Genomic DNA, 13,859 nt, shown 5'->3' on the forward strand with positions numbered 1-13,859 from the left:
AAGACAAATTTAGATGATGTCGGGGAAGATGCCCGACCGACAAGACTATGCAAAATATGAAAAACCAAGTACGCGGATCAGGCACGGATGCCCGATCCAACCCAGCCAATGTTTCAGACGGCCTGCAAAACAGTGCGGGCCATATCGGTAGCAACACGCGCTACCGCCTGACCAAGCTCGGCGAACAAATGGCGCGTCTGCCCATCGACCCGAAAATCGCGCGCATTTTACTGGCGGCGAAGAAGCACGACTGTATGGCGGAAATATTGGTGATTGCGTCCGCGCTGTCGATTCAAGACCCGCGCGAGCGGCCTTTGGAAGCGCGCGATGCCGCGGCTAAGGCGCACGAACGCTTTACCGACAAGCAATCTGACTTCCTTGCCTATCTGAATATTTGGGACAGCTTCCAGCGCGAGCGCGACAAAGGTTTGTCCAACAAGCAGCTGGTGCAGTGGTGCCGCCAATATTTCCTGTCGCACCTGCGTATGCGCGAATGGCGCGAGCTGCACCATCAGCTTGCCCAAACCGCGATTGAAATGGGTTTGACCACCAAAGAAGCCGCGTTTAGACAACCTCCTTCCCAAGAGCAATTAAGGCCGTCTGAAAGCCAAGGCGATCAAGATTTGGCGGCTAAACTCAAACAAAAACAACTGGATAAGAAACAACACCGCGCCCAAATTCGCGCCGCCAAAGAAGCGGGCTACGAACAAATCCACCGCGCCCTGCTGACCGGCCTTATCGCCAACGTCGGCATGAAATCGCCCGATGGCAACGACTACACCGGCGCGCGTGGTAGCCGTTTTCACCTGTTTCCCGCCTCAGCCCTGTTCAAAGCCAAACCCAAATGGGTGATGGCGGCAGAATTGGTTGAAACCACGCGCCTTTACGCGCGCGACGTCGCCGTTATCCAGCCCGAATGGATAGAGCAGGAAGCGCCGCACCTCGTCCGCTACCACTATTTTGAGCCGCACTGGGAGCAAAAACGCGGCGAAGTCGTCGCCAGCGAACGCGTGACACTTTACGGCCTGACCGTATTGCCGCGCCGCCCCGTGTCTTACGGCAAAGTTGCGCCTGAAGAAGCGCGCGAAATCTTTATCCGCGGCGCATTGGTGGCGCAGGAAAGCAATCTTCAGACGGCCTTTTTTGCCCACAATAAAAAGCTGATTAAAGAAATTACCGAACTCGAACACAAATCGCGCAAGCAAGACGTATTGGTCGATGATGAAGCCCTGTTTGCGTTTTATAACGAACGGCTGCCCGAGCTGGTGTGGAAAGACGCGAAAGGCGGTGTTTGGGGAAGCGAAGAGGGCGGACAAACCCAGTCGGACAAGACAGCCGATCAAAACGGACAAGCAAACCAGCGCAACGCAGGGAGTGTGGCGCAAGCTACGCACGTGGATTCCAAAGATGCGTCCAACCGCGAGCGTGAACCGAGTTCACATACCCTACAAAATGTTTCAGACGACCCCAAACCCAAAAAGCAGCCAGCATTTCAAAAAGGCCGTCTGAAACCTTTACCCCTTGCCGATATCCGCACCTTTGAAGCCTGGCTCAAAACCGCCGAGCGCGACAATCCGCGCCTGCTGTTCCTCAGTCGCGACGATTTGATGCAACACGCCGCCGCGCACATTACCGAAGAGCAATTCCCCAAATTCTGGCAAACCGCAGACGGCAAGTTCAAACTTTCCTACCGCTTCGAGCCGCACCATCCGCTCGACGGCGTGACCATGACCGTGCCGCTGACCGTCCTCAACCGCCTGCATGCGCCGTCGCTCGAATGGCTGGTGCCCGGTATGTTGCGCGAAAAAATCCAGCTGCTGATTAAAGCCCTGCCGAAGCAAATCCGCCGCATTTGCGTACCCGTACCCGATTTCATCACCAAATTTCTTGAAAGCAATCCCGACCGCCAAGCGGCCATCATTCCTCAGTTGGCGCACTTTATCGCCAAAAGCGCCGGCGATATGCGGATTCTCGAGCAAATCGACCAAGACGCATGGGCGGCGCAAGAATTGCCCGAACACTGCTATCTGAATCTGCGCATTATCGACGACGGCGGACAAGAGCTTGCCGGTGGCCGCAAACTGCACGAATTGCAACAACAACTCGGCCAAGCCGCCACCACCACCTTCCGCGACAACACCCAAGAATTTGAGCGCGACAACGTTACCGCATGGGACATCGGCACCCTGCCCGAATCCATCAAATTCGCACGCGGCAAACAACAGCTCACCGGCTACCTCGGCCTGCAAAAAGAAAAAGACGGCCGCATCGCCCTGCGCCTGTTCGACACGTCTGCAGCTGCCGAACAAGCCCACCGACTAGGCGTGATCGAACTCATGAAACTACAACTAAAAGAGCAAGTTAAAGACCTGAACAAAGGCATCCAAGGCTTCACCCAAGCCGCCATGCTGCTCAAACACATCAACGCCGACACCCTGCGCGACGACCTCACCCAAGCCGTCTGCGACCGCGCCTTTATCGGCGAAGACGAGCTGCCGCGCAACGAAAAAGCCTTCAAAGAACAAATCAAACGCGCCCGCAGCCGCCTGCCCGCCGTCAAAGAAGCCCTCAGCCGCTACCTGCAGGAAACCGCCGCCGCCTACGCCGAACTCAACGGCAAACTCGGCAAACACCCACTCACCCACCTCATGCGCCAACGCCTGCAAACCCTGCTCGCCGCCGGCTTCGCCACCCGCACCCCGTGGGCACAATGGCCGCGCCTCCCCATCTACCTCAAAGCCATGACCCTGCGCCTCGAAAAATACAGCAGCAACCCCGCCCGCGACGCCGCCCGCGAAGCCGATATTCAAGAGCTGGAACAAATGTGGCAGGAGAAAACCGACAGCTTGATCAAACAAGGCCTCCCCATTTCAGACAGCCTTGCAGGGTTTAAATGGATGATTGAAGAATTGAGGGTGTCACTGTTTGCGCAGGAATTGAAGACGCCGTATCCGGTGTCGGTGAAGAGATTGATGAAGGAAGGGGATGGATTAAATAAAGGATAAAAAAAGCCGTCTGAAAATTTTCAGACGGCTTTAGGCATATAAAGAAATTACACTACTGATCTTTTAGGTTTTCACTCAATTCTGCTACGAATTTCTCACTCTGATCTAACTGTAGATTTTCCTTAGACTCATTCTCACCAATATCGTTAATAGATTTCTCTTCAAGAGTACTTTGTGCTATAAGCTCCTTTCTGCCAGCTTCCCATTTATCTTTATACTCTTCATAAAATTTTGGAAGGATGGTAGTAGTATCAGATACATAAAGTTTAACTTCTGGGAGTTCAATATTGTAAAAATTTAAAAAATCTCTCAAGAAATTTTGTAATTCTTTATGGTCCTGTTCATATCGCACACCTAAAAGATTATTCTGAGCATTTACAAGCTCTTCATAGTCTTTATTCCTAAAGACATCAATTACTAATACTGGATATAAGTTACCATCAGCAACACCTTTGAAGCATTGCATTTCTGCTAACCTTATTTTCCGTTCAAATTTAGTAAGTTTTTTATTTTGACACGCATCTAGCAACAAAATACCTAACCCTGGAGAAATAGTTAGTGTGTCAATTGATGAGTTCTTAGATATTCGGAAACCTGAATCAATCCCCTTCCCTAAAAAATCAAATTGATTAGGGTGCAGATCAGCCTGTTTTTCCATTTCCTCCGAAACTAAATCGTTGTTTCCACTCAAGGAGTCAGTAGCAGAATTTTCAGCAGATATTGGCATAATACTACTATTAGGAGTGGGAAATGAGGCAACCCATGCATTTCCTTTCGTATTAAGATTAAATTGTTGTATACCCTCTCCGAATTGTTGTAATGTTTGTATGAAAGCCTCAATACAAACTGACACATGATGTACGCTTTCTATTTTACAGCAAAATAAGATTTCATCACCTACAGTCTTCCAAAGTTTAGGAGAACCTGATTCTAACTCTTCATTGGATAAGCCGGCAGACTGTCCTATTTGCTGATAAAGTTCTGACAATTTTCTTGGAAATGTTCCATAAAACTGCTGAAAGGCCTTTAGCCATTCCAGTGGACTACTCTTACTATGTTTAAATGCGGTCGAACCCGTTAAATCAACTGATAAAAACAAGCGGACTCTATACGCAGGAACCTCATAAGATGTAGATTCCTGTATTGTAGGTTTTACACTTTCATGGGGAGTCATAAAAATCCTAAATTACAACAAGCCAAGTGATTGGGCTCGAATATTTACTGCAGATGTACTGACCTGAAACTCTAGCTCAGCATCTACTGTTCCTTTTTTATATATTTGCTTAAATTTTTCTTCCGGCATTAATAAAGAAGCTGCAAACCAATTAGCTTCTCTTTCAGCAACTTGCTGCTCCTTGTCTGCTAAATCTACATATCTAGTAGCCCTAAAAATTTCATTATTTCCCATTGTTTCCCGAACATTAGGGTAATGTAAAAAAAAGTGGCCTAATTCATGGGCAATTGTGAATCTATCCCTTTCAATGGATGTGAAAGGGGAAATAAATATTTCAAATTTAGCATCCTTATCTACCAGAATCGAGCCACTGTGAACATCTTCTTGGCTAGTATGCCCAATAGAAATTTTCCCTCCTAATTTTTTTACCAGTACAAAAAGGTCGTCTGTATAGTCGAATTGCAGTTTAGTCGATATTTTTTGCGCAAACTCTTCCACTCTCTTTTTTTTCGCATATAGAGGTATTGGGTTTGTATACGTTGTGTGATTCATAATATAGTCCAACCTAGCAGTAAAATCGGGCATTATAATGCCCGATTTTACTGCTAGGTTGGACTTTCTTCAATTAATTTGTTTCAAATTAAGTGAGTGTAGCACGCACGCGGTCTTTTAAAAAAATGTTTTTCCAGTTAAACCAAAGGCCGTCTGAAAGTATTTCCCAACTTTCAGACGGCCTTCTTATATTCATATTTCTGTTTATTTTTCCAACCGTGCAATCAGTTCGTCAGCCAAGTCCAGATAAGCTTGGGTACCTTTGGCGTGGGCGTCGTAGGCAAGGGCGGGGAGGCCGTGGCTGGGGGCTTCGGCGAGGCGGATGTTGCGGGGGATGACGGTATCGAAGAGCAGGTTGCCGAAGTGTTGTTTGAGCTGTTCGCTGACTTCGACGACGAGGCGGCTGCGGCTGTCGTACATGGTGCGGACGATGCCGGTTACGTCGAGGTCGGGGTTGATGGCTTGGCGGATTTTGCGGACGGTGGCCACTAAGTCGGAAATGCCTTCGAGGGCGTAGTATTCGCAAAGCATGGGGACGATGACGCCGTTGGCGGCGACTAGGCCGTTGAGGGTGAGCAGGGTCAGGGATGGGGGGCAGTCGATGAGGACGTAGTCGTAGTCGTCGGCAACGAGCTGCAGGGCGTTTTTGAGGCGGATTTCGCGTGCGATTTCTTGGACGAGCTCGACTTCTGCGCCGGCCAGTGTGCGGTTGGCGCCCAATACGTCGTAGCCGCCTTCTTTACTGCGGACGACGGCGTTGGGGATGTCGGTTTCGCCGAGGACAACTTGGTAAACGCCGTTTTCGATGGTGGCTTTGTTGATGCCGCTGCCTGTGGTGGCGTTGCCTTGGGGGTCGAGGTCGACGACGAGGACGCGGCGGCCTTTGGAGGCCAGGGAGGCGGCTAGGTTGACGGTGGTGGTGGTTTTGCCGACTCCGCCTTTTTGGTTGGCGACGGCGAGGATTTGTGCGCTCATGTGCTTTGCTGTCGTGTTAAGTGTGGATGGCTGGATTGTACCGTTATTCGGTATGCTTGGGTTGTTTTCAGACGGCCTTTTTGCGGATGATGACGATATGGCGTTCGGCATTGAGTTGGGGGACGTGCAATGCTTCGACTTTTTCGACGGCGACGCTTTCGGGCAGTTTGTCGATTTCTTCTTGTGGGTATACGCCTTTCATGGCCGCCCAGTAGCCGCCGTCTTTGAGGAGGTGCTCTGTCCAGTTGACGAAGTCGGCAAGTTCGGCAAAGGCGCGGCTGGTGATGACGTCGGCGCGGCAGTCGGCGGCGGCTTCTACGCGGCCGCTGATGACGCGGACGTTTTTAAGGCCGAGTTCGATGACGGCTTGTTGCAGAAAGGCGGTTTTTTTGGTGTTGGCATCGAGGAGGGTGATGTCGAGGTCGGGACGGCAGATGGCGGTGGGTATGCCGGGCTGTCCGCCGCCGGAGCCGACGTCGAGCATGGTTTGCGCGTGTTCGATATAGGGCAGGAGGGTCAGGCTGTCGAGCAGGTGGTGGCTGACGGTTTGGGCGGGATCGCGCAGGGCGGTCAGGTTGTAGGTTTTGTTCCACTTTTGCAGCAGGGCGGCATAGTCTAGCAGTTTGGCCTGTTTGGCTTCGTCGATGTCCAAACCTAGTGCCTGTATGCCGTCGCGGAGCTGTTGCGCCTGATTCATTTGTTATTCCTTATTGGTTAAAACGCGTTGGATGTAATGGTAACGGAAAGCATGCCGTCTGAAAATGTTTGTGCTTGTTGAATCAACGTTTCATCTTGTGAAAGACGATGGGCTGTTCCGGTGCGCGCGTAAGCTGTTTGGGCAGGGTCAGCATGGCGATGATCCACACGGAGAGTGTGTAGTAGAACACGCCTTGCCCGCGCATACCGGCCAATGCGGCATTGCCTAAGATGGCTTCAAAAATCAAGCCTGCCGCCGCCGAGGCACACGCTGCGACCCCGGCAAGGAAGATGGCGTAACGCGAATGCCGGCGCATCATTTTTTTATACGCCAGCTTGGTCAGTCCGCCGGCAATCGGCAGGTTGAGGAAGGCAAACATGCCGCAGACGAACCATGCGACGGAATCCTGCCAGCCGCTTTGCCATGCCCACGCGCCGTCTTTGACCGTGACCAGCAGCCCTTGGCCGTCTGAAAAGGCGATTTGCACGATATTGTGCAATATCATCGCCAGCGGCAGGGTGAGGAACATCAGTGCGACCAATAGGGGGCGGTAGGGCTTTTCTTGTGTCAGATACATGGCGGTTTGCCTTGTTGTGGGATAAGTCGAAATGATAGCAGATTGGCGGTTGATTCACGTTTGTTAGCGCTGAAATTGCTGACAAAAACGGTCAATTAAAAAAGAAATGAAAAATTCTTTTTTCTTGGCAAACGTTGGCAGATAAAGGTTAAGAAAACGTTTTCAGACGACCTAATCTCTTATTTTTATATGAACCGAACAGAAAATCTTTGCATTTCTCCGTAAAATCTACTAAATTCTCAATAACATATTATAAAGACCTGAAATCTGGAACCCAAACCGAAACTGCCTTCCGCCATTTACGCTCGGAAACTCAGCAGGCAACAAAAGTTTCACACACTACAAAAAAAACAATTCCTCTGAAATCAGTTGTTTATAATGATAGATAACCACAAGGCAAACCATGCCTGACTTTAGTAGGAGTAAAACCATGGCTGAAGCAACCGATGTCGTATTAGTAGGCGGCGGCATTATGAGCGCCACTTTGGGCGTATTGCTCAAAGAACTCGAACCATCTTGGGAAATCACCCTGATCGAACGCTTGGAAGATGTAGCGTTGGAATCATCAAATGCATGGAACAACGCCGGTACGGGACACTCTGCGCTGTGTGAATTGAACTATGCACCCCTGACTGCCGATGGCACGATCGATCCAACCCGCGCCCTCAATATTGCCGAACAATTCCATATCAGCCGCCAATTTTGGGCGACTTTGGTCGAAGAAGGCAAACTGACCGACCGCACTTTCATCAATTCCGTCCCCCATATGTCGCTGGTGATGAACGCCGACCATTGCAGTTATCTGCAAAAACGTTTCGACGTGTTCAAAAACCAAAAACTCTTTGAAAAAATGGAGTTTTCTACCGACCGCGCCAAAATTGCCGAATGGGCGCCGCTGGTTGTCAACGGCCGTGATGAAAACCAATCCATCGCCGCCAACTACTCCGCCGAAGGCACAGACGTCGATTTCGGCAGCCTGACCCGCCAGATGGTCAAATACTTGAGCGACAAAGGCGTAAAAATCAAATTCAACCGTCATGTCGACGACCTCAACCGCGAATCGGACGGCGCATGGGTGCTGAAAACCAGCAGCACCAAAGACGATGACGACCCGTTGACACTCCGCACCCGTTTCGTCTTCCTCGGCGCAGGCGGCGGCGCACTGACCCTGCTGCAAAAATCCGGTATCCCCGAAGGCAAAGGCTACGGCGGCTTTCCGGTTTCCGGCCTCTTCTTCCGCAACAGCAATCCCGAAACGGCCGCGCAACACAACGCCAAAGTGTACGGCCAAGCCTCCGTCGGCGCGCCCCCTATGTCCGTTCCGCATTTGGATACCCGCAACGTGGACGGCCAACGCCATTTGATGTTCGGCCCGTATGCAGGCTTCCGTCCCAACTTCCTCAAACAAGGCTCGCTCATGGATTTGCCGATGTCCATCCACATGGACAACCTCTATCCTATGCTCCGCGCCGGTTGGGCTAATATGCCGCTGACCAAATACCTCTTGGGCGAATTGCGTAAAACCAAAGAAGAACGCTTCACTTCGCTCTTAGAGTATTATCCGGAAGCCAATCCTGACGATTGGGAACTGATTACCGCCGGTCAACGCGTACAAATCATCAAAAAAGACCCGAAAAAAGGCGGCGTACTCCAATTTGGTACCGAAATCGTCGCTCATGCCGACGGCTCGCTGGCCGCATTGCTGGGCGCGTCCCCAGGCGCATCAACCGCCGTACCTTTGATGATTAAGCTGATCAACCAATGCTTCCCAGATCATGCCGAATCATGGTCAGGCCGTCTGAAAGAATTGGTGCCCGGCTACGGTATCAAGCTGAACGACAATCCGACTTTGGCGGACGAAATCATCAGCCACAACGCGTCCGTTTTGGGCATTCATCACTAAATTGAAGCAGACACAAAGGCGGGCATTCTTGCCCGCCTTTTTTCAAACCATTAAAATAGCGGCATTCAGGCCGTCTGAAATCTAATCTGCAGCAGCATGTTGCACGATTCAAACCCGAAAATCAGCCCCAATAGAAAAACGCCATGACCGATATTCTCAACAAAATCCTTGCCACCAAAGCAGAAGAAGTGGCCGCCCAAAAAGCCGCCGTTTCCTTGGAAGACATCAAAGCCCAAGCGCAGGCTGCTGCGCCGGTTCGCAGCTTTATCGGCTCGATCCGTGAAAAACACGCGCAGAATCTACCTGCCATTATTGCCGAAGTCAAAAAAGCCAGCCCGAGCAAAGGCCTGATCCGTCCTGATTTTCATCCTGCCGAAATCGCCGTTGCCTATGAAAAAGCCGGCGCGGCCTGTTTGTCCGTGTTGACGGACGAACCTTATTTCCAAGGCTCGCCCGAGTATTTGAAACAGGCGCGTGCGGCCGTGGCGCTGCCGGTCTTGCGTAAAGACTTTATCATCGACGAATACCAAATCTATCAGGCGCGCGCGTGGGGTGCGGATGCGGTTCTTCTGATTGCCGCCGCATTGGAAGCCGGGCAGCTTGAGCGTTTTGAAGCCGTTGCCCACGAATTGGGCATGACTGTATTGTTAGAATTGCACGATGCGTCCGAGCTGGAAAAATGCCGCAACATGACCACGCCGTTGTGGGGCGTCAACAACCGCAACCTGCGTACGTTTGAAGTGACCCTGCAACAAACCCTCGACCTCTTGCCCGAATTGAACGGCAAAACCGTTGTAACCGAAAGTGGCATCCGCAACAAAGAAGACGTCGATTTCATGCGCAGCCACGGCGTGCATACTTTCCTGATCGGCGAAACCTTTATGCGTGCCGACGACATCGAAGTCGAAGTCAAAAAACTGTTTTAAACCCTAAAAAACATCAGGCCGTCTGAATTTTCAGACGGCCTGAATCCATTGGAGACGAGAAAAAATGTTTACCGTACAGCGCATTTACGCCTATCAACCCGATTCTAAACAAACCGCCGTCTTTATCGACCGCCTCTATCCGCGCGGTGTCCATAAAGAAGTTTTCGCTACGGCGCTCTGGCTGAAAGACATTACGCCCAGTGCAAACCTGCGCCGCTGGTATCACGAAAATCCGGCTGATAATTTTGACAGTTTTGTCAGCCGTTATCATGAAGAGCTGCAAGGCGATGCCGAGCAGGCCGCCATCAAGCGGCTGCTGGATTTGGAGCGGCAACACGGCAATATCCTGTTGCTGACCGCCGTCAAAGATCCCCGACATTCCCACGTCTCTGCGCTGGCTCAATTTTTGGGCACAACGTTTGAATATCGCGATTAAAAAATCAGTGTTTGAACCGGATACAAAAAGGCCGTCTGAAATCAAGGTTTCAGACGGCCTGCTATTTTCAAATCAAGAAGGATAACGGTGTGCCACCAATTTTCCGTCTATGTATTCGCCGATATAGACTTGCGAGGCTTCAAGGTGGAGGCGGTCAAGCTCTTGTTGCAGCCACTCTTCGTCACGTTTAATGATTTCGAGGATGTCGGGGTCAACTTGGCCGTCTGTAATCAACGGATAGCGCAGGCTCTCGTCGCCGTACTGGATGACGGTGAGCTGGCCGTTTTGTTCCATCACGGCGCGTTTGACGGCAGAGATTTCGTAGATGCCGGCGGCGCGGAGTTTGAACATGAGGTCGTGTGCGCTGATGCCGTTTTTCATACATTCTTCTGCTTGGACTTTGCCGTTGACGATGATCCAAACGGATTTGCCGTCAATGATGGATTTGACCCAGCGGTTGTGGTTTTTGATGAATTTCAGGCTCAAGACCAACAGCGTCCACAAAATCAGCACGAGGAAAAATTGCAACAGGCCGACGCTGTCGCTGTAAATCACGCCGCCGATGATGCCGCCGAGTACATAGTTTTGCACTTGGTCCATGGCGGAGGTCGGCGCGAGGTTACCTTTACCTAAGAGGTTAATTTGCAAAATCAAACCTAAAATACCCATCAGCAGTTTGAGGGCGAGCAGGGAGTATGCTTCCATGTGTGTATCCTGTTATTCTTTATCGATGAGTTCGATATTGTTGTTGACCAGATTGATGGGTGTCAGCGTGTAGGCGGAGAAGTCTTGATTGAAATGAACTTCGTAATATTGGCTTTTGATGCCGACAATCATGCCGTTGGACAGACGCGTGCTGTTGACGATGATGTCTTGTTTTTCAACCTTTTGGTTTTCGATCAAGGCATCGAGAAAGCCAACCATGCGCGAAGTGTCGGCGGCGAAGTTTTGACGTTCGCTGTACGAAAGATATTGCGTGCCGCAGATGAGGATGAGCAGTAACAGCGCAATAATGCTCAGGTCGCGGTATTTGGTGTCCATGCGGTGGCGCAGGTATTGCGATACGGAGAGCAGGAGGATGACGAGGGCGGCGAAAATCAGGATATATTTCAAGTAGTCGTGGAAATACATATGATTTTCAAGATAAAAGTGAGAAAAGAATTTCATGGTATTTGATAAATTTGGGAAGGGTAATAAGGCCGTCTGAAACTTAAATTTCAGACGGCCTCGTCTATTAAACAAGGATGTTGCGTTAAGTTTTCAAAATAGGGTGTTTTTAAAGCGGTATCAGTTGATAAATCCGTCGTCTTTCATTTTCTTTTCGGATATGTATTTAATTGTACATTCATACACATATATATTTTTGATAGGTATTGGGTAGTATCACGGCAAGATCTTCCAGTGTCCAATTTCTATTGGACTGAAAGGTGGGAGAGTTTAATTCTTGCTGTTCGATTTTTTGCCACTCTGTGTTGGCTTTTGGGGCGAATTCTTTGGTAGTTTTTTCGAATGCGCGAATACCGATGCGGTTTCTCTTGCTGTATATTCTGCCTGCCAAGTAACGTTGTTCAGGAAACTCATGCTCATGCCCCTTCAAGTTACCACTGCAATAGTTTTGAGTAGCTTCGGTATCAGCCAGCCGATCGGCATCATGTAAAACAGCAAGATAGTGGCTTTTACCTTGCAAAATCAGCCAAGCTGCAAAGCCATAAGTATTGTATTTATGCTTACCACCGTACACCAAAGATAGCGCAGACCAAATTAATCTATTGGGACTGGCAATAATTGTGCATTCGTACATCTTAAAGAAATAATCGAAATATAATAAATCCTCATCTGGTAAAGATTCCAATAACTGATTCAAGTTTTGGTTGAATTCCCCAATATTGCGAGATTCAGGACGTGCTTGATCAATGATGTTCCAAAAATCGTTGATTGTCATGGCTCCAATCTTCCGAATAATCCGAGACAGGCATAGACGCCGAGTTTAAACACATTCTTTTTCCAAAATGACGACGTAGGCTTCACGCACGAAAAACAGCAGCATTCGGCGTTGGTCTTTTTCCATGGTAACAACCTTCCAGCCTTGTGAAGCGTGGCTGTTGAGGAAATCGCTGAATTTGACCGGATTGATTTTGGCGCTGCCGAAAATCAAGCTGGAAAGCAGGTTCTCTTGATAAATGACGGCTTTATATTCTTTCATTTTATTCCTTTATAAAATAAGGGGGCCTTAAAGACCCCCCATGATTCTACTCCTTATTATTCAACTGCGGTAATACGGAACCTTCGCCCAAGGACAACAAACCGCTTTGCGAGTAAATACCCAGTTTTGCGCGGGTGTCGGTGATGTCGAGGTTGCGCATGGTCAGTTGGCCGATGCGGTCGAGCGGGGTGAACGCGGCGTCTTCGACTTTTTCCATGCTCAGGCGTTCCGGTTGGTAGGTCAGGTTAGGCGATTCGGTGTTCAGAATCGAGTAGTCGTTGCCGCGACGCAGTTCGAGGGTGACTTCGCCGGTAATGGCTTTGGCAACCCAGCGTTGGGCGGTTTCGCGCAACATGAGGGCTTGGCTGTCAAACCAGCGGCCTTGGTAGAGCAGGCGGCCGAGGCGCAGGCCGTTGATGCGGTATTGTTCGATGGTGTCTTCGTTGTGGATGCCGGTTACCAAGCGTTCGTAGGCGATGTGGAACAATGCCATGCCCGGGGCTTCGTAGATACCGCGTGATTTGGCTTCGATGATGCGGTTTTCGATTTGGTCGCTCATGCCCAAGCCGTGACGGCCGCCGATGCGGTTGGCTTCGAGGAAGAGTTCGACAGGATCGGCGTATTCTTTGCCGTTTAATGCAACCGGCACGCCTTCTTCAAAGCGTACGCTGACTTCTTCGGGTTTGACTTCGACATTTTCGTCCCAGAAGGCGACGCCCATGATGGGCTTAACGATTTTGATGCCGCTGTTGAGGAATTCCAAGTCTTTGGCTTCGTGGGTGGCGCCCAGCATGTTGGAGTCGGTAGAGTAGGCTTTTTCAACCGACATTTTGTAGTTGAAACCGTTGGCAATCAGAAATTCGCTCATTTCATGACGGCCGCCGAGTTCGTCGATAAATTGTTGGTCGAGCCAGGGTTTGTAGATTTTCAGCGCGGGATTGGTCAACAGGCCGTAGCGGTAGAAACGCTCGATGTCGTTGCCTTTGTAGGTGCTGCCGTCGCCCCAGATATTCACATCGTCTTCTTTCATGGCGGAAACGAGCATGGTGCCGGTAACGGCGCGGCCCAAAGGCGTGGTGTTGAAGTAGGCGATGCCGCCGGTGGAAACGTGGAACGCGCCGCATTGGATGGCGGCAATGCCTTCATGTGCCAACTGCGCGCGGCAGTCGATTAAGCGGGCGTTTTCCGCACCGTATTCCATCGCTTTTTTAGGAATGGCGTTGTAATCGTCTTCGTCAGGTTGGCCGAGGTTGGCGGTGTAGGCGTAAGGCAGCGCGCCTTTGAGTTTCATCCACAACAGTGCGGCAGAGGTATCAAGACCGCCGGAGAAGGCGATGCCGACTTTTTGACCGATGGGGAGATTTTGTAAAATGGTATGGTTTTGGCTCATTGGGATTTCTCCAGACTTGAA

General features: G+C 50.3%; 14 protein-coding genes. 4 read left to right on the plus strand and 10 right to left on the minus strand.

Annotation, left to right across the window (positions count from 1 at the left end; all coding sequences use genetic code 11):
- Positions 1–47: 47 nt before the first annotated feature.
- Entirely contained in the window at positions 48–3,005 is a 2,958-nt protein-coding gene (locus tag HMPREF2675_RS03730; RefSeq protein ID WP_070814107.1) for a DUF3418 domain-containing protein, read from the plus strand.
- Between the two features lie 52 nt (positions 3,006–3,057).
- Here HMPREF2675_RS03730 and HMPREF2675_RS03735 read toward each other — a convergent pair whose 3' ends face one another.
- From HMPREF2675_RS03735 to HMPREF2675_RS03755, 5 genes are all read right to left on the minus strand, one after another.
- On the minus strand, positions 3,058–4,179 hold the full coding sequence (locus HMPREF2675_RS03735) for a hypothetical protein (protein ID WP_070814108.1): 1,122 nt from the start codon (positions 4,177–4,179) through the stop codon (positions 3,058–3,060).
- A 12-nt stretch (positions 4,180–4,191) separates the two neighbouring features.
- Positions 4,192–4,764, minus strand: coding sequence for an ImmA/IrrE family metallo-endopeptidase (locus HMPREF2675_RS03740; RefSeq protein ID WP_083323872.1), 573 nt, complete (start codon positions 4,762–4,764; stop codon positions 4,192–4,194).
- A 171-nt stretch (positions 4,765–4,935) separates the two neighbouring features.
- Positions 4,936–5,706, minus strand: coding sequence for a ParA family protein (locus HMPREF2675_RS03745; RefSeq protein WP_049336841.1), 771 nt, complete (start codon positions 5,704–5,706; stop codon positions 4,936–4,938).
- Positions 5,707–5,773: 67 nt separating this feature from the next.
- Entirely contained in the window at positions 5,774–6,403 is a 630-nt protein-coding gene (rsmG, locus tag HMPREF2675_RS03750; protein WP_036493627.1) for a 16S rRNA (guanine(527)-N(7))-methyltransferase RsmG, read from the minus strand.
- A gap of 82 nt (positions 6,404–6,485) precedes the next feature.
- Complete coding sequence (locus HMPREF2675_RS03755) at positions 6,486–6,980, minus strand: hypothetical protein (protein WP_003749363.1); 495 nt, start codon at positions 6,978–6,980, stop codon at positions 6,486–6,488.
- 430 nt (positions 6,981–7,410) lie between these two features.
- On the opposite strand from HMPREF2675_RS03755, the gene HMPREF2675_RS03760 reads away from it, so the two are divergent.
- The 3 genes from HMPREF2675_RS03760 (at position 7,411) to HMPREF2675_RS03770 (ending at position 10,245) form a co-directional block, all read left to right on the plus strand.
- A complete protein-coding gene (locus HMPREF2675_RS03760; protein ID WP_070814109.1) occupies positions 7,411–8,883 on the plus strand; it encodes a malate:quinone oxidoreductase in 1,473 nt (490 codons plus the stop codon).
- A 143-nt stretch (positions 8,884–9,026) separates the two neighbouring features.
- Entirely contained in the window at positions 9,027–9,809 is a 783-nt protein-coding gene (gene trpC / locus HMPREF2675_RS03765; protein WP_070814110.1) for an indole-3-glycerol phosphate synthase TrpC, read from the plus strand.
- A gap of 64 nt (positions 9,810–9,873) precedes the next feature.
- The gene (locus HMPREF2675_RS03770) at positions 9,874–10,245 is read left to right on the plus strand and encodes a DUF488 domain-containing protein (protein ID WP_070814111.1); all 372 of its coding nucleotides are present in this window, start codon (positions 9,874–9,876) and stop codon (positions 10,243–10,245) included.
- Positions 10,246–10,317: 72 nt separating this feature from the next.
- Here HMPREF2675_RS03770 and HMPREF2675_RS03775 read toward each other — a convergent pair whose 3' ends face one another.
- The 5 genes from HMPREF2675_RS03775 to argG all read right to left on the minus strand — a co-directional run bounded on the left by HMPREF2675_RS03775 (position 10,318) and on the right by argG (position 13,838).
- Positions 10,318–10,950 carry a DUF421 domain-containing protein gene (locus HMPREF2675_RS03775; protein WP_070814112.1) on the minus strand — a complete coding sequence of 211 codons (633 nt, stop codon included), beginning with the start codon at positions 10,948–10,950 and terminating at the stop codon, positions 10,318–10,320.
- A 12-nt stretch (positions 10,951–10,962) separates the two neighbouring features.
- On the minus strand, positions 10,963–11,412 hold the full coding sequence (locus HMPREF2675_RS03780; RefSeq protein ID WP_070814113.1) for a DUF3290 domain-containing protein: 450 nt from the start codon (positions 11,410–11,412) through the stop codon (positions 10,963–10,965).
- A gap of 178 nt (positions 11,413–11,590) precedes the next feature.
- The gene (locus tag HMPREF2675_RS03785; protein WP_070814114.1) at positions 11,591–12,187 is read right to left on the minus strand and encodes a DUF4240 domain-containing protein; all 597 of its coding nucleotides are present in this window, start codon (positions 12,185–12,187) and stop codon (positions 11,591–11,593) included.
- Between the two features lie 45 nt (positions 12,188–12,232).
- The gene (locus HMPREF2675_RS03790; protein WP_070814115.1) at positions 12,233–12,448 is read right to left on the minus strand and encodes a DUF4177 domain-containing protein; all 216 of its coding nucleotides are present in this window, start codon (positions 12,446–12,448) and stop codon (positions 12,233–12,235) included.
- A gap of 46 nt (positions 12,449–12,494) precedes the next feature.
- Positions 12,495–13,838 (minus strand): argininosuccinate synthase, encoded by a 1,344-nt coding sequence (gene argG / locus HMPREF2675_RS03795; protein ID WP_070583756.1) that lies wholly within the window; start codon positions 13,836–13,838, stop codon positions 12,495–12,497.
- Positions 13,839–13,859: the final 21 nt, after the last annotated feature.

Origin of the sequence: Neisseria sp. HMSC061H08 (assembly GCF_001836795.1) — a bacterium.
In the GTDB taxonomy this organism is placed as follows: domain Bacteria; phylum Pseudomonadota; class Gammaproteobacteria; order Burkholderiales; family Neisseriaceae; genus Neisseria; species Neisseria subflava_A.

Coding starts and splice junctions, on each gene's coding strand:
- HMPREF2675_RS03745 (WP_049336841.1), bottom strand. CDS start 5,706: ATGAGCGCACAAATCCTCGCCGTCGCCAACCAAAAAGGCGGAGTCGGC.
- HMPREF2675_RS03735 (WP_070814108.1), bottom strand. CDS start 4,179: ATGACTCCCCATGAAAGTGTAAAACCTACAATACAGGAATCTACATCT.
- trpC (WP_070814110.1), top strand. CDS start 9,027: ATGACCGATATTCTCAACAAAATCCTTGCCACCAAAGCAGAAGAAGTG.
- argG (WP_070583756.1), bottom strand. CDS start 13,838: ATGAGCCAAAACCATACCATTTTACAAAATCTCCCCATCGGTCAAAAA.
- HMPREF2675_RS03770 (WP_070814111.1), top strand. CDS start 9,874: ATGTTTACCGTACAGCGCATTTACGCCTATCAACCCGATTCTAAACAA.
- HMPREF2675_RS03785 (WP_070814114.1), bottom strand. CDS start 12,187: ATGACAATCAACGATTTTTGGAACATCATTGATCAAGCACGTCCTGAA.
- HMPREF2675_RS03760 (WP_070814109.1), top strand. CDS start 7,411: ATGGCTGAAGCAACCGATGTCGTATTAGTAGGCGGCGGCATTATGAGC.
- HMPREF2675_RS03780 (WP_070814113.1), bottom strand. CDS start 11,412: ATGAAATTCTTTTCTCACTTTTATCTTGAAAATCATATGTATTTCCAC.
- rsmG (WP_036493627.1), bottom strand. CDS start 6,403: ATGAATCAGGCGCAACAGCTCCGCGACGGCATACAGGCACTAGGTTTG.
- HMPREF2675_RS03740 (WP_083323872.1), bottom strand. CDS start 4,764: ATGCCCGATTTTACTGCTAGGTTGGACTATATTATGAATCACACAACG.
- HMPREF2675_RS03755 (WP_003749363.1), bottom strand. CDS start 6,980: ATGTATCTGACACAAGAAAAGCCCTACCGCCCCCTATTGGTCGCACTG.
- HMPREF2675_RS03790 (WP_070814115.1), bottom strand. CDS start 12,448: ATGAAAGAATATAAAGCCGTCATTTATCAAGAGAACCTGCTTTCCAGC.
- HMPREF2675_RS03730 (WP_070814107.1), top strand. CDS start 48: ATGCAAAATATGAAAAACCAAGTACGCGGATCAGGCACGGATGCCCGA.
- HMPREF2675_RS03775 (WP_070814112.1), bottom strand. CDS start 10,950: ATGGAAGCATACTCCCTGCTCGCCCTCAAACTGCTGATGGGTATTTTA.